Here is a 20,667-nt window from a genome sequence, read left to right as displayed (position 1 = left end):
TGGACGTAGTGGGGACGGTGGACGGGTGCCTTCAGCCGGTATCCGGGTCGTGGCCCTGCTGTTTGGCGCGACTGTTGCCCTTTTGGTAGCCGGCCAGTTGGGATTCAATGAGATCAGCGCCGAACTTGCCCTCGGGGTTTATTTCATTCCGTGCCAAGAATTCGTCCATCGGCGCCATGGCCCGACCTTCACCGGAGGCATAGATCGTGCGCCTTTCGTCTTCGTTCAATTCCTTGACCTTGTCCTCGTTCTCGTCCACCGATTTCTCGGAGATCGCACCGACGATCTGGCTGACGGTCCCTTCGACCAGGGGTGGGCCGACGTCCGACGCGAGCGGGATGAGGACCGCAGCCGCGCCCACCGCTGGAGCGGCGGGCAGGAAGGCGACAGCAGCGCCCGCCCCGACAGCCGTCGCGAATTCGATCGAACCAGCGCGTTTGGCAACCGCTTTCTCGAATTCCTCATGGCTGTCGAGGTTGTCGGCTATCACCTGGTCGGCGCGTGTCTGGTCGAGCATGCCCTGTACCTCGGAGCCGACACGGATGGCGGTCCTGGCACCTCCTTCATCGACCGTGCCGTCCTGTCCGACCTGAGCCTCCAGCACGCTGCGGGTGTAGACCTGCTCGGCGGTGGAGAGCGTGGCATAAGCGTCGGGGTGCTGACCCACGGCGCTGAGGAAATCGCGGACGGTGCTCTCGCCGTCGCCGCCGGGGGCATTGTCGAAGTCGATGCGGCCTTCCGTCGGCCCCCCGCTGAAGACACTGCCCGGGCCGGTGCCGGCCAGGGCCCAGTTGATGTCGTTGATGTACCCCGCGCCCATGGTGCCGAGGCTGTCCGCCAGCGCCTCCTGCTCCTTGAGCAGTTCCGGGTCAGAGCCGTACTTCTCCATGACCTGCCGCATGATCGCCGCGTTGTCCGCGTCCCGGACGACATCGCCGTCCGGATGTCCCGCCGGGTAGCCGAGGGTCGCGGCCTCCAGTGCCCTGCCCAGGGCGTCGGGCATGTGATTGCGCGCCTTGGAGTCGTCACCCGCGTTGTGCTCGTTGGTGTCGGGGAAGCCTTCCCACTTCTCGTTGCCGAAGAAGTCGAGGTAGTTGCCGATCGCGGTGCCATCGGTCTTCCCGAGGTCGGCCGTCGCGCCGCCCTTGACCGTGCCGTCCTCGTTGTACGCGGTCGGCGGGTCGGTGAAGAACTGCTTCGCCGCGTCCGGGCTGTTGCCGAGGGCCTCCAGCATGGCGGTCATCGGGTCGTAGCCCGCGCCGTTGACGCCGGAGGGGTTGAACGGGTTCGTGAACGTGCCCGCTCCCCTGGAACTGAACAGGGTCGGGTCCTTCTGGTGGAGCTGTGCCACGTGTTCGGCCATCGGGTTGAGGAACTTCGGGTCGTAGTTCCCGCTCCGCATGATGCCGCCGAGGAGTTGGTACCCGAAGGCCCCGTTGTAGTCGCCCTTGTACAACGGGATGCGTTCCGTGCCCGCCTTGCGGAGCTCCGGGCCCCACTCGGCGGTGAACTTCGAGTCGTGGGAGGCGTTGGCCAGGTTGAGCCCCAGGTTTCGCTGGAGTTCCTGTACGTCCTTGAGCCGTTGCTTGTCGACCTCGCCGCCGAAGTTGGACGTGTCGGTGGAGAGCTGGCCGAAGAATGCGAGGGACTTCTCCGGGCCGAGCTTCTCGTAGAAGTTCTTGGAGAACTCGACGGACTTGCTGTTGTCCTTCAGCAGTGCGTTGAGAGCCTGGAGTTCGGTGTGGGTGAGGTCACGGCCCTTGCCGGCCAGGGCCGCGGCCCGTGCGGCCTCCTCCTGGTCCAGCGTGGTGTACGTCGGCCCGCTGAAGTCCTTGCGGTCGGTGACGTTGGCCTCAAGGGCGTTCTTGAACGCCACGTCGGTGTCGTCGCAGTTGTCGACGATGCGGTCGATCTTCGCCTGCCAGGCGGCCACGTTCTTGTTCTCCTGTTGGAGAATGGCGGCGTAGTCCGGTTCATGGGCGCGCTGGTACGGCGTGAGCTCCTGGATCGAGTTCCGGGCGGTGACCTTGCCCTTGGCGTCCACGTGGATGCCGGCCGCCGGCCCTTCGTGATCGCGGATGTTCAGCAGGTCGTCCCTGGCCTTCTTGATGGCGGCGTAGCCGTCCTCAAGGATCTGCATCACGCCCTTGGCCTCGGCGGCGGCGTCCGTGAACTCCCTGGCCGTCTTGGCGATGAACTCTTTCGTGACGCCCGCGTTGACGCCCTGCCACGCGGCCTTGTCCGCCGCGGTCTTCATGTCCTGGGCGTCCTGCGCCAGTTGGAACAGACTGCCCGGCGTCTTTGCGCTGCGCGTCATCTCCGACCAGCGGTCGGCGGCGGCCCTCAGCTTCGCCACCGGGGCGTTGATGATGTCCTCGTACGTCAGCATGCCGAACCTCCCCCGTCGTTCCCCGCGTGTGGTGCGCTACTTCATGTAATCCGTCAGTGCCGAGATCGGGGCGATGTCACCCTCGATCTTCACGTCGTCCTTGGCATGCTGCGCCTTGGTGAAGTCCAGATGGTTCGAGATCCGCGCGCAGGAGTCCAGCAGCGTCTTGAGATGGGTCTGCCACCGGTCGTTCACCTTGAGCAGCGCGGAACCGCTGGTGAACTGCCCGTTGGTCAGCGCGATCGCCGCGTCGTGGGTGGCGGGACGCGCGTGGTCGCCGTCCTTTGAGAGCCGGTCCCGCAGGTCGTACGCGTCGTTCCCGATACGGCCGAGGTCGTCCCGGTTGACGACAAGATTCCCGCCGCCGCCCTCGGCCGGAAGGCTGTTGAGCCGCATCGAGTGACGCTGGGCCGCCGCGTCACGGAGCTGGGCCCATTCCTCGTCGAACGACATGAAATCCCCCGTACCTGTCTCGGCCGACCCTCCGAACTGGACCGGCCACGCGCTCACACAGTGTATCGACCCCGTCGCAGACAAGTGCCTGCGCCTGGGCGGCAGTTGGCATCGGCGCCGGTCGGCGGGTGCGCGGTGCTCCGTGTGCGTGGGGGGCCGGGACGCGGTCCGTGCGCGGGCAGGGCGTCGCCGAAGCCGCAGGACGCGATGCGGTGGTTCACCGGAGTGGGGGAGCCCGCTCCGAGGGCGTGCACCCCTGAGCGAAGGGCGTCCGGATTCTGGACGGATTCGACACTCTCCGTCACCTCAGCGCGACGGATCGGCGAGTTTACCCGCCACGGCGATACGTCACTCGCCTCCCGGCCCACTTTCTTACGCCTTTCGGGCCTAGGTTTTGTTGATCGTCGGGCAGTTGCCCCCTCCGGGGGCCTACCCTTCAACAGGTGAACCAGTTGATGTCCCGCGAGTCCGAAGCCGACCTCTCCGGTGAGCCCAGCGCCTCCGCGCTGCCCGGCACGCTGCCCGAAACGCTGCGTACCGAGCTGATCGCCTTCCGCAGAGACATGCACATGCACCCGGAGCTCGGCAACCAGGAGTTCCGTACCACCGCGGCGCTCAAGCACCGCCTGGAGGCGGCCGGCCTCGCGCCGCAGGTACTCAACACCGGCACCGGACTCTTCTGTGACATCGGCGTACGTGAGGGCGTCGCGCCCGCCAGGCCCATGCTCGCCCTCCGCGCGGACATCGACGCCCTCCCCATCCCGGACACCAAGGCCGGTGTGGCCTACCGCTCGACCGTGCCCGACCGCGCGCACGCCTGCGGCCACGACGTCCACACCACCGCCGTCCTCGGCGCCGGCCTGGTCCTGGCCGAACTCGACCGCCAGGGCCTGCTGCCCCAGCCGGTGCGGCTGATCTTCCAGCCCGCCGAGGAGGTGCTGCCCGGCGGCGCGCTCGACGCGATCGAGTCCGGTGTCCTGGAGGGCGTCGGCAGGATCATCGCGGTGCACTGCGACCCGCGCGTGGACGTCGGCACCATCGGCCTGCGCACCGGCCCGATCACCTCCGCCTGCGACCGGCTGGAAGTCTCCCTCGACGGCCCCGGCGGCCACACCGCCCGCCCGCACCTGACCACCGACCTGGTCACCGCCGCCGCGAAGGTCGCCACCGAGGTGCCCGCGCTGCTGGCCCGCCGCGTCGACGCCCGGTCCGGGCTCGCGCTCACCTGGGGCCGTATCGCCGCCGGCCACGCCTGCAACGTCATCCCGCAGCACGCCGAACTGTCCGGCACCGTCCGCTGCCTGGACCTGAAGGCCTGGCGCGAGGCACCGGACCTGGTGCACGCAGCGATCGACGAGATCTCCGCGCTCTACCACGCCAAGTCGCAGATCAACTACGTGCGCGGGGTGCCGCCGGTCGTCAACGACCTGGTGATGGCCGAGCTGCTGCGCGACGCGCAGACCGCGCGCCGGGGCGCCCAGTCGATCGAGGACACCGAGCAGAGCCTCGGCGGCGAGGACTTCTCCTGGTATCTGGAGCAGGTCCCCGGCGCGATGGCGCGACTCGGCGTACGGACTCCGGGCGACACCTCCCGGCGCGATCTGCACCGGGGGGATTTCGACGCGGACGAACGGGCGATTCAGGTCGGTGTAGAGCTTTTCACCGCCGCTGCGCTGATCGACGGCGACCGTTCGTAACCGGCCGTGCCCCTTCTCGTAATCGGACGTCGCAGCTCCTGTTCGCGACGATCCGATAACGGCTTCCGTACAGGGCTTTAACTGACATCTACGCGCGTTACGATCGCGGCGAAACCAGCGCCGGAAGAGGCGCCCTAGGTCGCTTTTGAAGGAGCCTCCCTTGCGCCGCGTACAGAAATTCGCCGCCGTGAGCGCCGCCACCGTGGCACTCGCGCTCACCGCCACCGCGTGTGGCGAGTCGTCCACCGAGAGTTCCGGCTCCGACAAGGACGAGCTCAAGATCGGTATGGCATACGACGTCGGTGGCCGGGGTGACAACTCCTTCAACGACTCCGCCGCCCGCGGACTCGACAAGGCCAAGGCCGACCTGAAGGCCACGACGAAGGAACTCACGGCCAAGAACGGCGAGACCCCCGCGGACCGCGAGACCCGTCTCGCCTCGCTCGCCGAGGGCGGCTTCAACCCGGTCATCGGCGTGGGCTTCGCCTACAAGGACGCGATCGACAAGGTCGCGGCCAAGTTCCCGGAGACCACCTTCGGCCTCATCGACTCCGTCTCGGAGGCGAAGAACGTCGACAGCATCATCTTCACCGAGGAGCAGGGCTCCTATCTCGCCGGTGTGGCCGCCGCGTTGAAGTCGAAGGACGGCAAGATCGGCTTCATCGGCGGTGTGGACCTTCCGCTGATCAAGAAGTTCGCGGCCGGCTTCCAGCAGGGTGTCAAGGACACCGAGCCGAGCGCCTCCGTGCAGATCCAGTACCTCTCCTCCGGTTCCGACCTCTCCGGCTTCGGCAGCCCGGACAAGGGCAAGGCGGCGGCCAAGGGCATGCTCGACAAGGGCATCGACGTCATCTTCGCGGCGGCCGGCGGTTCCGGCGCCGGCGCGATCGAGGCCGTGTCCGCCCAGACGGGCGCGTGGGCCATCGGCGTCGACTCCGACCAGGCGCTCGACCCGGCTCTCGCGAAGTACAAGGCGTCGATCCTCACCTCCGTCGTGAAGAACGTCGACACCGGTGTCTACGACCTGGCCAAGTCCGTCGCCGACGGCAAGCCGCTGACCGGCACCCACGCCTACTCGCTCGCCGAGGACGGTGTCAGCCTGACCACCACGGGCGACCACCTCACGGACGTGCAGGCGAAGATCGACGAGGCGAAGAAGAAGATCGTGGACGGCTCGATCAAGGTGAAGTCCACCCTGTAGGACCGAAAGGTCCTCGTTTGGATCGTGCCCTGGTTCCTCGATCCCCGCGGGCCCGGTGAGCGGCTTCGGCCGCTCACCGGGCCCCGGCCCGCATCAGCCTCGGGGCAGTCCGATCTCAAGTCGACACTACGCGCGTAGCGTTCAGCGACGCACTGTAGTTTCGATGGCCATCACTGCCCCTGCTCTTCCGCTCCTGTCCTGGAGAGTGCGTCATCAAAGCGTCCAGCAGCCCCCATGCCGTGGAGCTTCACGGCATCACCAAACGATTTCCCGGCGTGGTCGCCAACCACGACATCGACGTCTCCGTACGCTCGGGCACCGTCCACGCGCTCGTGGGTGAGAACGGCGCCGGCAAGTCCACCCTGATGAAGATCCTTTACGGGATGCAGAAGCCCGACGAGGGCACCATCGCGGTGAACGGCGAACAGGTCTCGTTCAACAACCCCGGCGACGCCATCGCACGGGGAATCGGCATGGTGCACCAGCACTTCATGCTCGCCGACTACCTGACCGTCCTTGAGAACGTCGTCCTCGGCTCCGAGAAGCTGCACGGCATCGGCGACCGGGCGCGCACCAGGATCCAGGAGATCTCCGACGCCTACGGACTCGGCGTCCGTCCCGACGCCCACGTCGAGGACCTCGGTGTCGCCGACCGCCAGCGCGTGGAGATCCTCAAGGTCCTCTACCGCGGCGCCCGGATCCTGATCCTCGACGAGCCCACCGCCGTCCTCGTACCGCAGGAGGTCGACGCGCTCTTCGACAACCTGCGCGAGCTGAAGGCCGAGGGCCTGACGGTCATCTTCATCTCCCACAAGCTGGGCGAGGTGCTGTCGGTCGCCGACGAGATCACGGTGATCCGCCGGGGCACGACCGTGGGTACGGTCCTGCCGTCCGCCACCTCGCCGAAGCAGCTCGCCGAACTCATGGTGGGCAGCGAACTGCCGTCCCCCGAGACGCGCGAGTCGACCGTCACGGACACGCCCATGCTCACGGTGGCGGACCTGCGGCTGACCGCGACCGACCCCGACGGCGTCGTGCGCGCCGTACTGGACGGCATCAACTTCACCATCCACAAGGGTGAGGTGCTGGGCATCGCGGGCGTGGAGGGCAACGGCCAGTCGGAACTGGTCGAGGCGATCATGGGCATGCGCGACCTCGACACCGGCACGCTCACCCTGGACACGGTCGACATCACCCACGAGTCGACGCGCAAACGGCGCGAGGGCGGCATGGGCGTCATCCCCGAGGACCGCCACCGCCACGGCCTGCTGCTGGAAGCGCCGCTGTGGGAGAACCGCATGCTCGGCCACGTCACCGAGAAGCCCAACAGCAACGGCACGTTCCTCACCCTGAAAGCCGCTCGTGCCGACACCGAGCGGATCGTGCGCGAGTACGACGTCCGTACACCGGGCATCGAGGTGACCGCGGCGTCCCTGTCCGGCGGCAACCAGCAGAAGCTGATCGTCGGCCGGGAGATGAGCCACCTGCCGCGGCTGCTGATCGCCGCGCACCCCACGCGAGGCGTGGATGTCGGCGCGCAGGCGCAGATCTGGGACCAGATCCACGAGGCGCGCCGTGAAGGGCTCGCCGTACTGCTGATCTCCGCCGACCTGGACGAGCTGATCGGCCTCTCCGACACGCTGCGCGTCATGTACCGCGGCCGTCTGGTCGCCGAGGCCGACCCTGGCACGATCACCCCGGAGGAGCTGGGCACGGCCATGACAGGCGCCGGGACCGGCCAGGGAGAGGACCGATGAAGAAGTTCGACAAGGAGCGGGTACTCCTCGGGCTCGCGGCCCCGCTGCTCGCCATCGTGGCCGCCTTCCTGGTCACCGCGCTGGTGCTGGCCGCCACCGGGAAGCAGCCGTTCGACGCCTTCAGCATCATGTTCGACTACGGGCTGAAGTCCGACAGCCAGGTCTACATCCTCAACAAGGGCACCACGTACTACCTCGCCGGTCTCGCCGTCGCTGTCGGCTTCCGGATGAACCTGTTCAACATCGGGGTCGACGGCCAGTACCGCCTCGCGGCCTTCTTCGCCGCGGCGCTCGGCGGCGCCCTGACCCTGCCCGGCTTCCTCCAGATCCCGCTCATCATGATCGCGGCGATGCTGGTCGGCGCGATGTGGGCCGGGATCGCCGGTGTGCTCAAGGTGACCCGCGGCGTCAGCGAGGTCGTCTCGACGATCATGCTGAACTCGATCGCGACCGCGATCATCGGCTACCTCCTCCAGGAGGGCCGCCTCGGTCACCTCGACTCCGCCGGTACGAAGATCTCGACCAAGCCGCTCCCCGAGTCCTCACGCTTCTTCGAGTTCCCCACCCAGCCCACTCCGGTCTGGGGCTTCATCGTCATCGCCGTCATCGCGGGCGTGGGGTACTGGTTCGTACTCGCCCGCACCCGGTTCGGCTTCGACCTGCGTACCGTCGGACAGTCCGGCTCGGCGGCCGAGGCCGGCGGCGTCAACGTCCGGCGCATGGTCGTCACCTCGATGCTCGTCTCCGGCGGCATGGCCGGCCTCATCGGCATGCCTACCCTGCTCAACGACAGCTTCGAGTACAGCGGTGACTTCCCCGTCGGCATCGGCTTCACGGGTATCGCCATCGCACTGCTCGGCCGCAACCACCCCATCGGGATCGCCCTCGGCGCCATCCTCTGGGCCTTCCTGGAACGCGGCGGAGGCCAGCTCGAATTCGAGGGCTACGACAAGGAGATCGTCGGCGTGATCCAAGGCGTGATCGTCCTGTGCGTCGTCATCGCCTACGAAGTGGTCCGCCGCTACGGCCTCAAGCGCCAGCAGCGACAGGTCGGCGAGAAACTCGCCGCCCAAGCCCGTCACTCCGACCAGCAGGAGGTGTCGGCGTGAGCGCCACGGCGACTTCCACTCCGCCGCCCGCCGCCCCCAGGGTGAGCGGTGGCAAGGGCGGGCGCATCCGCCTCTCGTTCCCCGTCGTTCTGCTGATCATCGCGGGCGCGCTGGTGGCCCTGTCGGCGGTGCGGATCATCACCGGCGCGCAGGACATCACCGCGGCCGGACAGATCAGTGCCGCACTGTCCATGGCCGTCCCGATCGGCCTGGCCGGACTCGGCGGCCTCTGGGCCGAGCGGGCCGGCGTGGTCAACATCGGCCTCGAAGGCATGATGATCCTGGGCACGTTCTTCGGTGCCTGGGCCGGCTGGCAGACCAATCCCTGGCTCGGCGTCCTCGCCGGAGTGCTGGGCGGCATGCTCGGTGGCCTGCTGCACGCGGTCGCCACGGTCACCTTCGGTGTCGACCACATCATCTCCGGTATCGCGATCAACATCCTGGCGCTCGGTTTCACCACCTACTTCGCCAAGCTGTGGTTCAACACGGGCGAGGCCGCCCAGCGCGGCGGCAGCCCCAAACAGTCACCACCGGCCGAGGACATCGGGTCGTTCTCCGTGCCGGGGCTGTCCGACTGGCTGCAATCGATCGAGAAACACCACTGGTTCTTCCTCTCGGACCTGGCCGGGGTCCTCGGCGGACTCGTCTCCAACGTCTCGCTGCTGACCGTCGTGGCCGTGGCGCTGTTCGTCCTGACGTTCTGGATCCTCTGGAAGACGTCTTTCGGACTGCGACTGCGCTCCTGCGGCGAGAACCCGATCGCCGCCGAATCGCTGGGTGTGAACGTCTACCGCTACAAGTACGTGGCCGTCATCATCTCCGGCGGTATGGCGGGCCTCGGCGGAGCCTTCCTCTCCCTGGTCACCTCGCACATCTACAACGAGGGACAGACCGGCGGCCGGGGCTACATCGGTCTCGCCGCGATGATCTTCGGTAACTGGCGGCCCGGCGGACTCGCCATGGGCGCGGGGCTCTTCGGCTTCGCCGACGCGCTCCAACTGCGCAACGGCGGACAGTCGGTGCACGCGCTGCTGCTGCTTCTCGTGGTCCTGCTGGCAGGTCTGGCGCTGTGGAAGTTCTACCGCAAGAGCTATGTCCCGGCGGTCGTCAGCGCGGTCATCGCCGTCGGCGTACTGGTCTGGTACCTCGCCACGGACACCGTGCCCACCGAGTTCGTGAGCGCCACCCCGTACGTGGTCACGCTTCTCGTGCTCTCGCTGTCCGCCCAGCGGCTGCGCATGCCCAAGGCGGACGGCATGCGCTACCGGAAGGGCCAAGGCAAGTGACGCCGTCGGCCGGTGGCGGCGGCGTCGACTGGGAGACCCTGCGTACGGCGGCCCGGGACGCCATGTCCCGTGCCTACGCGCCGTATTCGGGCTACCCGGTCGGCGCCGCCGCCCTGGCGGACGACGGCCGCACCGTCACCGGCTGCAACGTCGAGAACGCCTCGTACGGCCTCGGCCTGTGCGCCGAGTGCGGGCTCGTCTCCGAGCTGCACGCGACGGGCGGCGGCAGGCTCACGCACTTCACCTGCGTGGACGGCGCGGGCGCGCTCCTGGTGCCGTGCGGCCGGTGCCGCCAGCTGCTGTACGAATTCGGCGGCCCCGGGCTCCTTCTCGACACCCCGGCGGGGGTCCTCCCGCTCTCCGAGATGCTGCCCCAGGCCTTCGGCCCGCAGCACCTCTCGTAACGCCCACGCACACCACGCACACCACGCACTCGCACCACCTATTCGCACCTGCTGTGAGGAAACCCATGGACGTCATCTCCGTCATCCGCACCAAGCGGGACCGCGGTGAGCTGAGCCCCGAGCAGATCGACTGGGTCATCGACGCCTACACCCGCGGTGACGTCGCCGACGAGCAGATGTCGGCCCTCGCCATGGCGATCCTGCTGAACGGCATGAACCGCACGGAGATCGCCCGCTGGACCGCCGCCATGATCGCCTCCGGCGAGCGCATGGACTTCTCGTCGCTCTCCCGCCCCACCGCCGACAAGCACTCCACGGGCGGCGTCGGCGACAAGATCACGCTGCCGCTCGCACCGCTGGTCGCCGCGTGCGGCGCGGCCGTTCCGCAGCTCAGCGGGCGCGGCCTCGGCCACACCGGCGGCACCCTCGACAAGCTGGAGTCCATCCCCGGCTGGCGCGCCCGGATCTCCAACGCGGAGATGCTGAACGTGCTGGAGTCCGTCGGCGCCGTGATCTGCGCCGCCGGCGACGGACTCGCTCCGGCCGACAAGAAGCTGTACGCGCTCCGCGACGTCACCGGCACCGTCGAGGCGATCCCGCTCATCGCCTCCTCGATCATGTCCAAGAAGATCGCCGAGGGCACCGGCTCACTGGTCCTGGACGTCAAGGTCGGCTCCGGCGCCTTCATGAAGACCGTCGAGGACGCGCGCGAACTGGCCTCGACGATGGTCGGGCTCGGCACCGACCACGGTGTGCGCACCGTGGCGCTGCTCACCGACATGGCCACCCCGCTCGGTCTCACCGCGGGCAACGCCCTGGAGGTACGCGAGTCCGTCGAGGTTCTCGCGGGCGGCGGCCCGGCCGACGTGGTCGAGCTGACGCTGGCCCTGGCGCGCGAGATGCTCGACGCCGCGGGTCTGCCGGACGCCGACCCGGCCAAGGCCCTGGCCGACGGCTCGGCCATGGACGTCTGGCGCCGGATGATCGCGGCCCAGGGCGGCGACCCTGACGCGGCGCTCCCGGTGGCGCGCGAGCGCCAGGTGATCACCGCGCCGTCCTCCGGAGTGCTGACCCGGCTCGACGCGTACGACATCGGCGTCGCCGCCTGGCGCCTGGGCGCGGGCCGTGCCCGCAAGGAGGACGTGGTGCAGGCGGGCGCCGGCGTCGAGCTGCACGCCAAGCCGGGGGACACCGTGACGGCGGGGCAGCCGCTGCTCACGCTGCACACCGACACCCCCGCGAAGTTCGACTACGCGCTGGAATCGCTGACGGCGGCGTACGACATCGCCCCGGCGGGAACGGCGTTCACGGCGCCCCCGATCGTGCTGGACCGTATCGCCTGACGGACCGCGTGCCGTGCCGTCGATCGCCGGGCGGGCTCAACCGAGCCCGCCCGGCGATCGAGGACGGACCGGCCACCGGACGCACCGCGTTCGGGGGCCCCGATGAGTTCCGGACCTCGCGCCGGTCTCATCGGATGTGGAAGCCACCAAGACGATCCTCCTCGCCCTGCGCGGACCGATCACCGCGGCCGATGTCCCCCAGCTCTGCGACCAGTTGGCCGCACGGCTGGCGGGCAGCGACGCCACCGACGCCACCGACGCGATCTGCGACGTCGGCGCGCTCGGCCGGCCGACCGCGGCCACCGTCAACGCCCTGGCCAGGCTGCAACTCGTCGCCCGCGGGCGCGGGTGCCGGATCCGGCTGCGGGGCGCGGGGCCCGAGCTGCTCCTGCTGCTGGACCTCCTCGGCCTGACGGACATCTTCCGGCACGACGAGTCCCGCGGCGGCCCCGTCGAAACGGGCCCCGACCCTCCCGGTCCCGCTCCCCGTACCGCCGGTGACTCCGGGCTGTGTCTCCGGGCTGTGTCGCCGGGCTTCAGGCTTCGGGCTTCGGGCTTCGGGCGCACGCGCGGTGAGCGGTACGCGCGTCAGCCGGGGACCAGGCTCTGCTCGGCCCAGATCGTCTTGCCGGTGTACGTCTGGCGGGTCCCCCACCCCTGCGTGAGCTGGGCGACCAGGAGCAGCCCCCGGCCGCCTTCGTCGGAGCTGCGGGCCCGGCGCAGATGCGGGGCGGTGCTGCTGGCGTCGGAGACCTCGATGATGAGCTTCTTGTCGCGGATCAGCCGCAGGCGGATGGGGGCGTCGCCGTATCGGATCGCATTGGTGATCAGTTCGCTGACCACCAGTTCGGTGACGAACGCCGCCTCGTCCAGGCCCCAGACGTCCAGCTGCTCACACGCCTCCTTGCGGGTCCTGGCGACGGCGCTGGCTTCGAGCGGTACGTCCCAGGTGGCGACATGGGCCGTGTCCAGCACACGGGTACGAGCCATCAGCAACGCCACGTCGTCGGCCTGGCGGTTCGGGAGCAGCGCCCCCAGCACGGCGTCGCAGTCGGCCTCCAGGGACGCGGCGGGCCGGGCCAGCACCTCGCGCAGCGTCTGGAGACCTTCGTCGATGCCCTGCTCGCGGGAGCCGACCAGACCGTCCGTGTAGAGCGTGAGGACGCTTCCCTCGGGCAGCTCCAGCTCGGTGGACTCGAAGGGCAGCCCGCCGAGCCCCAGCGGCGGGCCCGCCGGGACGTCGAGGAACTCCACGGCGCCGTCGGGAGTCGCCAGGGCGGGTACCGGATGCCCGGCACGCGCCAGGGTGCAGCGCCGGGAGACCGGGTCGTACACCGCGTACAGGCAGGTGGCGCCGATGTCGCCGGACGGGGCCTGCGTGCTGTCGGCCTCGGCGGACAGATGGATGACGAGATCGTCCAGATGGGTCAGCAGTTCGTCGGGCCGCAGGTCGACGTCGGCCAGGGTGCGGACGGCGGTACGCAGCCGTCCCATGGCGGCCGACGCCTGGATGCCGTGGCCGACCACGTCGCCCACGACCAGGGCGACGCGGGCGCCGGAGAGCGGGATCACGTCGAACCAGTCACCGCCGACGCCGGCCCGCGCGCTCGCGGGCAGATAGCGGGAGGCGATCTCGACGGCTGCCTGCCGGGGCGGCCGGCCCGGCAGGAGACTGCTCTGGAGGGCCAGGGAGACGCGGCGCTCGCGGCTGTAGCGGCGGGCGTTGTCGATGCACACCGCGGCCCTGGCGGTGATCTCCTCGGCGAGGAGCAGATCGTCCTGTACGAACTGCTCGGGGCGCTGGTGGCGGGAGCAGGTGACCACGCCGAGGGTGATGCCGCGGGCCCGCATCGGAACCGCGAGCACCGAGTGGAAGCCGAACTTCCGCACCCGCGCGGCCCGGTCCGGGGCGTCCCGCTCCCAGGCGACCATCGAGGCGGGGGTCACCTTCCGGATCAGCGGCCGGCCCGTGGCCAGGCACTCGGCCGCGGGGGAGGCGTCCGGGTAGGTGGCCAGCGAGCCGTGCGCGACCACGGCCTCGGGACTGCCTTCCAGAACGGACCGGGACGCGACCCGGCGCAGCGTGATGGGCCTGCTCGGCGGTCCGGCGCGGGGGTCTTCGCCGCTTTCGATGGAGGGGAGCAGGTCGACGGTGATGAAATCGGCGAGCTGCGGGACCGCCACGTCGGCCAGCTCCTGCGCGGAGCGGACCACGTCCAGGGTGCTGCCGATGCGGAGGCTGGCCTCGTTGAGCAGGGCCAGCCGCTCCCGGGCCAGGTGCTCGGTGGTCACGTCCTGCGCGGAGAGGAGCACTCCCCGTATCGTCCCCACGCTGTCCCGTACGGGGACGAGGGAGATCGTCCAGACGCTCTCGCGATCGTGGCCCGGCAGCCGCAGGGTCACCTGCAACTGCTCGTCCTCACCGGTCGCCAGCACCCGGCGCATGCCCTCTTCCGTCCGCTCGCTCTGCGGGTCGATCAGGATCTCCGAGACCCGCAGCCCCCGCATCGCCTTCTCGGACCGGCCGATGACCTGTTCCATGCGTGTGGTCGCCAGCCGCAGCCGCAGCCGGGTGTCGTAGAGCGCGGCCGTGGCCGGGGACTGGGCGAACGCCCACTGCACCAGCTCGTCGTCCTCGGAAGGCGCCGACGGGTGTGCCGGGGCGCCGCCCGGGGCCGTGTCCGTCCGGGAGCCCGCGGCGGGATCCTCCGGCCTCGGCGTCCGCTCGTCGTCTTCGACGGGTTCAGGTCGCGTCGTCGTCCCCTTCCGTCCCTTCCCCCAATTCTTCCACCATGGGCCGAGGTGAGGCGAGGAGCAAGCGGCGCCGAGCCCGCCGGAGAGACCGGCTCCCTTCCGGCCGGGGCCTCAGCTCCCGTCCTTCCCGTCCTTCCCCAGACGGGCGGGGAGATCGAACAGCGGGAACCACCGCTCGGTGTCCAGGAACGAGGTGATGCCCGTGACCTTGCCCTTCTCGATCTCGATGACCATGAGCGCCCACGGCACGTACCCGTCGCCGTCGGGGCTCGGGTGGTAGTGCGCGAACGCGGGCGTGCCGTTGGCGACCGTCGGCACCAGCCGGGAACCGCGGCAGACCTCGCCGACACCGAGCATCCAGCCCACGATGTCGTCGTGCCCGCGCAGCCACAGGTCGTACGGGGGCATGGAGAGCGTCGCGTCCTCATGGAGGAGAGCGGTCAGCGCCTTCATGTCATAGCCCTCGAACGCGGCCACATACCGCTCCAGGAGGGCTTTCTGCTCCTCGTCGAGCGCGTTCGACGCGTCGGTCGAAGCCGGTTCCGACTCCGCGATCGTCGCGCGGGCCCGCTGGAGCGCGCTGTTGACCGACGCGACCGTCGTCTCCAGCAGCTCGGCGACCTCGCTCGCCTTCCACGCCAGCACCTCGCGCAGGATCAGCACGGCGCGCTGCTTCGGTGGCAGATGCTGGAGCGCGGCGACGAAGGCGAGCCGGATCGTCTCCCGCTCGACCGCCGTCTCCGCCGGGTCGACCACCGAAGGCAGCACGCGGCCGTCGGGGACCGGCTCCAGCCAGGTGACCTCCGGACGTGCGTTCAGCTTCGCCTGCGACACCGGGGTCGCCTCCGTGAGATCCATCGGCCTGGCCCGTCGATTGCCCGCGTTCAGCATGTCGAGGCACACGTTCGTCGCGATGCGGTAGAGCCACGAGCGCAGCGAGGACCGGCCCTCGAACTTCTCGAAACTCCGCCAGGCACGCACCATCGTGTCCTGCACGGCGTCCTCGGCCTCGAAGGCGGAGCCCAGCATCCGGTAGCAGTAGCCGGTCAGCTCCGTCCGGTGCTTCTCCAGCCGGGAATCAAGATCCTGTGTTGTCGCCAGATCACTCATCGGGTCACCCCAGTCGCCCCCTATGGAACCAGTCCACCGGAAGCTACCGCAGCCCACTGACAATCGAAGCGCTCCGGGGAAAACTGCCTGGTCCCGCCCACGGTGTGCGACCGGCCGGGCTCTACCGCCCCGCCGCCGCCGCGAGGGTCCGGCGCTCCACGCGGGCCGCGTGCGTCCCGTACAGCGTCACCGAGACCACACCGAGCACCGCGAGCAGTCCGAGCGTCACCGTCGCGCCCCAGCCGCCCGTGTGGAACGCCACCGCGCCCAGCGTGCCGCCCGCGCTGCTGCCCAGGTAGTACGCGCTCTGGTAGAGCGCCGACGCCTGCGCGCGGCCCGTCTTCGCCGTCCGGCTCACCGCCGACGAGGCGACCGCGTGACCGGCGAAGAAGCCCGCCGTGATCAGGACCAGACCGAGCAGCACGGCGCCGAGCGAATCCGCCAGCGACAGCAGCAGACCCGCCGCCGTCGTCCCGACCGCCAGATACAGCGCGCCGCGCCGTCCGAGCCGGGCCACCAGCTGCCCGGCCGCCGCCGAGGAGACCGTACCGACGAGATAGACCAGGAAGATCGAACCGATGACGCCCTGCGGGAGGTTGAACGGCGCCTCCACGAGCCGGAATCCGATCGCGGTGTAGACCGCGCCGAACACGGTCATGAACAGCGCGCCGATCGCGTACAGCCTGCGCAGCAGCGGATCGGCCAGATGACCGCCGACCGTCTTCGCCAGCGCGCGGGGATTCAGCGTCCCCGGGTGGAAGTGGCGGGCCTTGGGGAGCAGTACGCGGAAGACCACCGCGCACACCAGGGCGATCAGCCCGACCGCCGCGAGCGCGGCCCGCCATCCCCACAGCTGGCTGATCCAGCCGGCCACGACGCGCCCGCTCATGCCGCCGATGCTGTTGCCCGCGACGAACAGCCCGATCGCGCCGACCAGCGCCTTGGGCCGTACCTCCTCCGCGAGATACGCCATCGCGGAGGCGGGCAGCCCGGCCAGCGCCGCGCCCTGGACCGCGCGCAGCGCGATCAGCCACTCCAGGTTCGGCGCGAACGGTACGAGCAGTCCGACGAGCACCGCGACCGTCAGCGAGACGGTCATCAGCGTGCGCCGCCCGAAGCGCTCGGACAGCGCGCTGAGCGGCAGGACGAACAGCGCCAGCGCGCCCGTCGCCGCCGACACCGTCCAACTGGCCTGTCCCGCCGTCACACCGAGATCGGCGGTGATGGCGGGCAGCAGCGCCTGGGTGGAGTACAGCAGCGCGAAGGCCGCGACCCCGGCGGCGAAGAGAGCGAAGCTCATACGGCGGTAGCCGGGGCGGCCGGGTGCCAGGGATTCGACGGTCGGAGGTTCTACGGGCGCGGAGGCGAGGGCGCCCGTCACGACGGGCGCCTCTGTACTGACGTGGGGCATACGACGAACGTACGGACGCCGATCTCATGCGTCCAATGCATGGAATCGTCATAATCGTTCCCATGGCGCATCAACGCAGGCCCAGGCCCCGGCTGTCATCAAGTAGTTACGCGCAGGACATCGCACCGTCGAACGCGGCAGCGGCCGGCCCGCCGGGCACACCGCCCACCGCCGATCTCGACCCCGATTCCTGGTCCGCGCTGCTGGCCCCCCGCCTCGCCCAGTTCGCCGGCGTCGCCCGCCACGAGCACGTCACCCGCGCCGCGCAGGACATGAACGTCCCGCAGTCCACGCTCTCGCGCGCGATGGTCCGGCTCGAACAGGACCTGGGCGTCGCCCTGTTCGCCCGCAAGGGCCGTACCGTCTCGCTCACCCCCGCCGGCCGTGCCTTCCTCACCTCCGTGGAAGGCGCGCTCGCCGAGGTGGAGAGGGCGGCCGAATCCGTGCGGGCCGACGCCGACCCCGCGTCCGGCAAGGTCGCCTTCGGCTTTCTGCACACGATGGGCTCCGAGACCGTCCCCGAACTGATCCGCGCCTTCCGCGCCGACCATCCCCGCGTCCGCTTCCAACTCGTCCAGAACTACGGCGAGGCGATGCTGGAAGGCCTGCGCGCGGGCGAGCTGGACCTCTGCCTCACCTCCCCGATCCCCGAGGCCCCCGACCTGGTGGCCCGCCGCCTGGACGAACAGCGGCTGCGTCTCGTCGTCCCCGACGACCACCGCCTCGCCGGCCGCCGGCGGATCCGCCTCGCCGAGGCGGCCGACGAGACGTTCGTGACCCTCGAACCGGGTTACGGGCTCCGCCGGATCACCGACGCCCTCTGCGAGGCCGCCGGGTTCCGGCCCCGCGTCGCCTTCGAGGGCGAGGAGGCCGAGACCCTGCGCGGACTGGTCGCGGCGGGCCTCGGCGTCGCGCTGCTGCCGCCCCCGGCGGTGGCCCGCCCCGGCGTCGTGGAGCTGACGGTCACCGCGCCCCGCGCCGTACGCGAGGTCGGCGTCGCCTGGCTCGACGGCCACCCCGACACCCCGCCGGTGGCGGCCTTCAAACGCTTCCTGCTCTCCCGCCGGGGCCATCTGCTGCCCGACTGAGGCCGGTCGCCGCCGGAAACGGGCGGCTCCTACGGCCGCAGGGACCGCCCGAAGCCCGCCGCGAGCGGCATCCGCAGCCCCAGCGGCGGCGGCGCGGCCAGCGCGTCGGCGACGGGCCGTGAGTACGTACGGGAGAGCAGCGCGCCCAGGACGAAGTCCGCCGCCAGCGCCAGGACTTCACTGTGATGCTGGCGAAGCGCGTGCCCGTCGGAGTGGACCTCGAAGCGGCAGGTGTGCCGGTTGGCCTTCCTGGCGCGCTCCGCCAGCCGGAGGGACAGCCGGGGGTCGCTGCGCTCGTCGTTGGTGCCGTGCACGATCAGCACCTGCCGGCCCGCCAGCTGGGTCACCGGCTCCGGCTCGCCGCCCGCCGACCCGTCGGGGAGCCAGGGCGCCATCGCCAGCACCGAGTTGACGGCCGGATGCCCGGCGGCACGCAGCGCGGCGCGTCCGCCCATGCCGTGCCCGGCCAGACAGACCGGCACGTCGCCGTAGCGCCGTACGACCTCCTCCACCGCCCACCCGGCGTCCGCCGAGAGCTGCGCGTCGGCGCCGTTCCAGCCGCGCGAGCGGTAGCGCACCATGTGCACCAGCAGCCCCTCGCCCGCGCCCGCGCGGGCCAGCGTCCGTGCCAGCGGCAGCATCGACGCGTAGGCGACGGTCGAGGGCCCACGTGCGGATACGGGCTCGCCGGGCGGCAGTACGAGAACCACCCCGCTCACCCCCGATGGGGAGGCGGGCGCGGAGACCGCCCGCCCCAGCCGTGCCTGTGACTCCGTACGACGCCCACGCACCCCCGCGCCACGCCCCGGCGTGCGCCCGCCGGGGCCGGGAACTGCCCGCTGTCCCATAGCAGAACAGTCTCAGAAGGTGAGGTGTACGCCACCCGTACGCACGGTCACTGTTACGTATCGGCGAGGGGTGCTCTACGCGCGTAGGCAGTAGGGTGCGGAGATGACGAGCCAGACCTACCGACCGCCTACGGCCGACCAGATCCGCCGCGCCCCCAAGGTGCTCCTCCACGACCATCTCGACGGCGGCCTGCGCCCCGGCACGATCGTGGAACTCGCCCGCGAGACGGGCTACGAGGGCCTTCCCGAGACCGAGCCCGACAAGCTCGGCCTCTGGTTCCGCGAAGCGGCCGACTCGGGTTCGCTGGAGCGGTATCTGGAGACCTTCGCGCACACCTGCGCCGTCATGCAGACCCGCGACGCCCTCTTCCGCGTCGCCGCCGAGTGCGCCGAGGACCTGGCGGGGGACGGTGTCGTCTACGCGGAGGTGCGATACGCCCCCGAGCAGCACCTGGAGGGCGGCCTCAGCCTCGAAGAGGTCGTGGAGGCCGTCAACGAGGGCTTCAAGGAGGGCGAGCGCCGCGCCCGCCAAGCCGGCCGCCGGATCCGCGTCGGCGCCCTGCTGACCGCGATGCGGCACGCGGCCCGCGCCCTGGAGATCGCCGAACTGGCCAACCGCTACCGGGACTCGGGCGTCGTCGGCTTCGACATCGCCGGCGCGGAGGCGGGCTTCCCGCCCACCCGCCACCTCGACGCGTTCGAGTTCCTGAAGCGCGAGAACAACCACTTCACCATCCACGCGGGCGAGGCCTTCGGCCTCCCGTCGATCTGGCAGGCCCTCCAGTGGTGCGGCGCCGACCGGCTCGGCCACGGCGTGCGCATCATCGACGACATCGAGGTCGCCGGCGACGGCTCGGTCACCCTGGGCCGGCTCGCCTCCTACGTACGCGACAAGCGCATCCCGCTGGAGCTCTGCCCCAGCTCCAACCTCCAGACGGGCGCCGCCGCGTCGATCGCCGAACACCCCATCGGTCTGCTCCGCAAACTGCACTTCCGGGCGACCGTGAACACGGACAACCGGCTCATGAGCGGCACGAGCATGAGCCGTGAATTCGAGCTGCTGACCGAGGCGTTCGACTACACGCTCGACGACATGCAGTGGTTCTCGGTCAATGCGATGAAATCAGCATTCATTCCTTTCGATGAACGACTGGCCATGATCAACGACGTGATCAAGCCCGGATACGCCGAATTGAAATCCGAATGGCTGTTCACGCAAACCGCCACGACCAGCGAGTCTCTGGGCTGAGCGGAGAGATCACCGCTCCACGGAAGCGGGCCGGGACACGCCGTCCGGCCCGCTTCCGGGTGTTTGCGGGTGGTGCGCGGCGGTGGCTAACTTGCAGGGCCGCTCGTATTCCCCATTCCCCAAGGGACGTAACTCCTCATGAAGCAGTCCGCTGCCAAGACTCTCGGCGTCGCCGCCCTCGGTGCCGCCTTCGCCGCCACCGCCGCCGGCAGCGCATCCGCCGCCGCGCCCGCCCTTCCGGACGCCGGCGGCGCTCTGGACAGCGTCACCAAGAACCTGCCGACCGAGTCCCTGACCAAGAACCTTCCCGAGGGGACCTCCGAGGGCCTGACGCAGGCCCGCGCCGCGGTCGGCAGCGGCGTCGGTACGGTCCGGCAGACCGCCCCCACGGCCCTCTCCGCCCTCACGGCCGCCAACCCCCTCACGGGCCTGCTGGGCGGCCTCCCGGTCGGCACGCTGCCCCTCGGCAAGTAGACGTCCGCACACGATCACGGCGGGGGCCCACCCCCGGCCGCCGGGGGGGGGCCCCGGCCGATGACGCTGGAGGAGCTGGCCGCCTCGCCCCGAC

16 protein-coding genes and 1 pseudogene are annotated in these 20,667 nt (G+C 70.3%); 11 read left to right on the top strand and 6 right to left on the bottom strand.

Annotated elements, in window-relative coordinates; all coding sequences use genetic code 11:
- Nucleotides 1-31: 31 nt before the first annotated feature.
- Both P3L51_RS07055 and P3L51_RS07050 read right to left on the bottom strand, forming a co-directional pair.
- Nucleotides 32-2,389 carry a hypothetical protein gene (locus P3L51_RS07055; protein WP_354604202.1) on the bottom strand — a complete coding sequence of 786 codons (2,358 nt, stop codon included), beginning with the start codon at nucleotides 2,387-2,389 and terminating at the stop codon, nucleotides 32-34.
- A 36-nt stretch (nucleotides 2,390-2,425) separates the two neighbouring features.
- Nucleotides 2,426-2,842 carry a hypothetical protein gene (locus tag P3L51_RS07050; RefSeq protein ID WP_354604201.1) on the bottom strand — a complete coding sequence of 139 codons (417 nt, stop codon included), beginning with the start codon at nucleotides 2,840-2,842 and terminating at the stop codon, nucleotides 2,426-2,428.
- 455 nt (nucleotides 2,843-3,297) lie between these two features.
- Here P3L51_RS07050 and P3L51_RS07045 point away from each other — a divergent pair, with 455 nt between their 5' ends.
- From P3L51_RS07045 to P3L51_RS07010, 8 genes and pseudogenes are all read left to right on the top strand, one after another.
- Nucleotides 3,298-4,539 (top strand): amidohydrolase, encoded by a 1,242-nt coding sequence (locus P3L51_RS07045; RefSeq protein ID WP_354604238.1) that lies wholly within the window; start codon nucleotides 3,298-3,300, stop codon nucleotides 4,537-4,539.
- A gap of 160 nt (nucleotides 4,540-4,699) precedes the next feature.
- Nucleotides 4,700-5,740, top strand: a complete 1,041-nt coding sequence (locus P3L51_RS07040; RefSeq protein WP_354604200.1) for a BMP family lipoprotein — start codon at nucleotides 4,700-4,702, stop codon at nucleotides 5,738-5,740.
- 239 nt (nucleotides 5,741-5,979) lie between these two features.
- Nucleotides 5,980-7,497, top strand: coding sequence for an ABC transporter ATP-binding protein (locus P3L51_RS07035; protein ID WP_354604199.1), 1,518 nt, complete (start codon nucleotides 5,980-5,982; stop codon nucleotides 7,495-7,497).
- On the top strand, nucleotides 7,494-8,606 hold the full coding sequence (locus P3L51_RS07030; protein WP_354604198.1) for an ABC transporter permease: 1,113 nt from the start codon (nucleotides 7,494-7,496) through the stop codon (nucleotides 8,604-8,606). The genes P3L51_RS07035 and P3L51_RS07030 overlap by 4 nt, the downstream gene beginning before the upstream one ends.
- On the top strand, nucleotides 8,603-9,892 hold the full coding sequence (locus P3L51_RS07025; protein ID WP_354604197.1) for an ABC transporter permease: 1,290 nt from the start codon (nucleotides 8,603-8,605) through the stop codon (nucleotides 9,890-9,892). Before P3L51_RS07030 ends, P3L51_RS07025 begins: the two co-directional genes overlap by 4 nt.
- Nucleotides 9,889-10,296: a cytidine deaminase gene (locus P3L51_RS07020; RefSeq protein ID WP_354604196.1), complete on the top strand. Its 408-nt coding sequence runs from the start codon at nucleotides 9,889-9,891 to the stop codon at nucleotides 10,294-10,296. Before P3L51_RS07025 ends, P3L51_RS07020 begins: the two co-directional genes overlap by 4 nt.
- A gap of 65 nt (nucleotides 10,297-10,361) precedes the next feature.
- Nucleotides 10,362-11,639, top strand: coding sequence for a thymidine phosphorylase (locus tag P3L51_RS07015; protein ID WP_354604195.1), 1,278 nt, complete (start codon nucleotides 10,362-10,364; stop codon nucleotides 11,637-11,639).
- Nucleotides 11,640-11,775: 136 nt separating this feature from the next.
- Nucleotides 11,776-11,997: pseudogene (locus tag P3L51_RS07010) on the top strand (STAS domain-containing protein); the annotation flags it as partial.
- A 230-nt stretch (nucleotides 11,998-12,227) separates the two neighbouring features.
- Here the strand turns inward: P3L51_RS07010 and P3L51_RS07005 are convergent.
- The 3 genes from P3L51_RS07005 to P3L51_RS06995 form a co-directional block, all read right to left on the bottom strand.
- Nucleotides 12,228-14,261 (bottom strand): SpoIIE family protein phosphatase, encoded by a 2,034-nt coding sequence (locus P3L51_RS07005; protein WP_354604194.1) that lies wholly within the window; start codon nucleotides 14,259-14,261, stop codon nucleotides 12,228-12,230.
- Nucleotides 14,262-14,504: 243 nt separating this feature from the next.
- Nucleotides 14,505-15,503, bottom strand: coding sequence for a sigma-70 family RNA polymerase sigma factor (locus tag P3L51_RS07000; RefSeq protein WP_354604193.1), 999 nt, complete (start codon nucleotides 15,501-15,503; stop codon nucleotides 14,505-14,507).
- A 121-nt stretch (nucleotides 15,504-15,624) separates the two neighbouring features.
- Nucleotides 15,625-16,914, bottom strand: coding sequence for an MFS transporter (locus P3L51_RS06995; protein ID WP_354604192.1), 1,290 nt, complete (start codon nucleotides 16,912-16,914; stop codon nucleotides 15,625-15,627).
- 62 nt (nucleotides 16,915-16,976) lie between these two features.
- On the opposite strand from P3L51_RS06995, the gene P3L51_RS06990 reads away from it, so the two are divergent.
- The gene (locus tag P3L51_RS06990; protein WP_354604191.1) at nucleotides 16,977-18,002 is read left to right on the top strand and encodes a LysR family transcriptional regulator; all 1,026 of its coding nucleotides are present in this window, start codon (nucleotides 16,977-16,979) and stop codon (nucleotides 18,000-18,002) included.
- Nucleotides 18,003-18,031: 29 nt separating this feature from the next.
- On the opposite strand, the gene P3L51_RS06985 is transcribed toward P3L51_RS06990, so the two are convergent.
- Entirely contained in the window at nucleotides 18,032-18,712 is a 681-nt protein-coding gene (locus P3L51_RS06985) for an alpha/beta hydrolase (RefSeq protein WP_354604190.1), read from the bottom strand.
- Between the two features lie 241 nt (nucleotides 18,713-18,953).
- Between P3L51_RS06985 and P3L51_RS06980 the strand changes: the two genes are divergently transcribed.
- Together P3L51_RS06980 and P3L51_RS06975 are read left to right on the top strand one after the other, a co-directional pair.
- Nucleotides 18,954-20,099, top strand: coding sequence for an adenosine deaminase (locus P3L51_RS06980; RefSeq protein WP_354604189.1), 1,146 nt, complete (start codon nucleotides 18,954-18,956; stop codon nucleotides 20,097-20,099).
- Nucleotides 20,100-20,237: 138 nt separating this feature from the next.
- Nucleotides 20,238-20,573 (top strand): ATP-binding protein, encoded by a 336-nt coding sequence (locus P3L51_RS06975; protein ID WP_354604188.1) that lies wholly within the window; start codon nucleotides 20,238-20,240, stop codon nucleotides 20,571-20,573.
- Nucleotides 20,574-20,667: the final 94 nt, after the last annotated feature.

The sequence above is a fragment of the Streptomyces panacea genome (assembly GCF_040560175.1).
Taxonomy (GTDB): domain Bacteria; phylum Actinomycetota; class Actinomycetes; order Streptomycetales; family Streptomycetaceae; genus Streptomyces; species Streptomyces panacea.
This window is presented reverse-complemented; position numbering and strand designations above follow the sequence as displayed.

What these genes read in the sequence shown, in the direction of transcription:
- P3L51_RS07050 (WP_354604201.1), bottom strand. Translation starts at nt 2,842, where the DNA reads ATGTCGTTCGACGAGGAATGGGCCCAGCTCCGTGACGCGGCGGCCCAG.
- P3L51_RS07000 (WP_354604193.1), bottom strand. Translation starts at nt 15,503, where the DNA reads ATGAGTGATCTGGCGACAACACAGGATCTTGATTCCCGGCTGGAGAAG.
- P3L51_RS06975 (WP_354604188.1), top strand. Translation starts at nt 20,238, where the DNA reads ATGAAGCAGTCCGCTGCCAAGACTCTCGGCGTCGCCGCCCTCGGTGCC.
- P3L51_RS06980 (WP_354604189.1), top strand. Translation starts at nt 18,954, where the DNA reads ATGACGAGCCAGACCTACCGACCGCCTACGGCCGACCAGATCCGCCGC.
- P3L51_RS07055 (WP_354604202.1), bottom strand. Translation starts at nt 2,389, where the DNA reads ATGCTGACGTACGAGGACATCATCAACGCCCCGGTGGCGAAGCTGAGG.
- P3L51_RS07045 (WP_354604238.1), top strand. Translation starts at nt 3,298, where the DNA reads ATGTCCCGCGAGTCCGAAGCCGACCTCTCCGGTGAGCCCAGCGCCTCC.
- P3L51_RS06990 (WP_354604191.1), top strand. Translation starts at nt 16,977, where the DNA reads ATGGCGCATCAACGCAGGCCCAGGCCCCGGCTGTCATCAAGTAGTTAC.
- P3L51_RS07015 (WP_354604195.1), top strand. Translation starts at nt 10,362, where the DNA reads ATGGACGTCATCTCCGTCATCCGCACCAAGCGGGACCGCGGTGAGCTG.
- P3L51_RS07030 (WP_354604198.1), top strand. Translation starts at nt 7,494, where the DNA reads ATGAAGAAGTTCGACAAGGAGCGGGTACTCCTCGGGCTCGCGGCCCCG.
- P3L51_RS06995 (WP_354604192.1), bottom strand. Translation starts at nt 16,914, where the DNA reads ATGCCCCACGTCAGTACAGAGGCGCCCGTCGTGACGGGCGCCCTCGCC.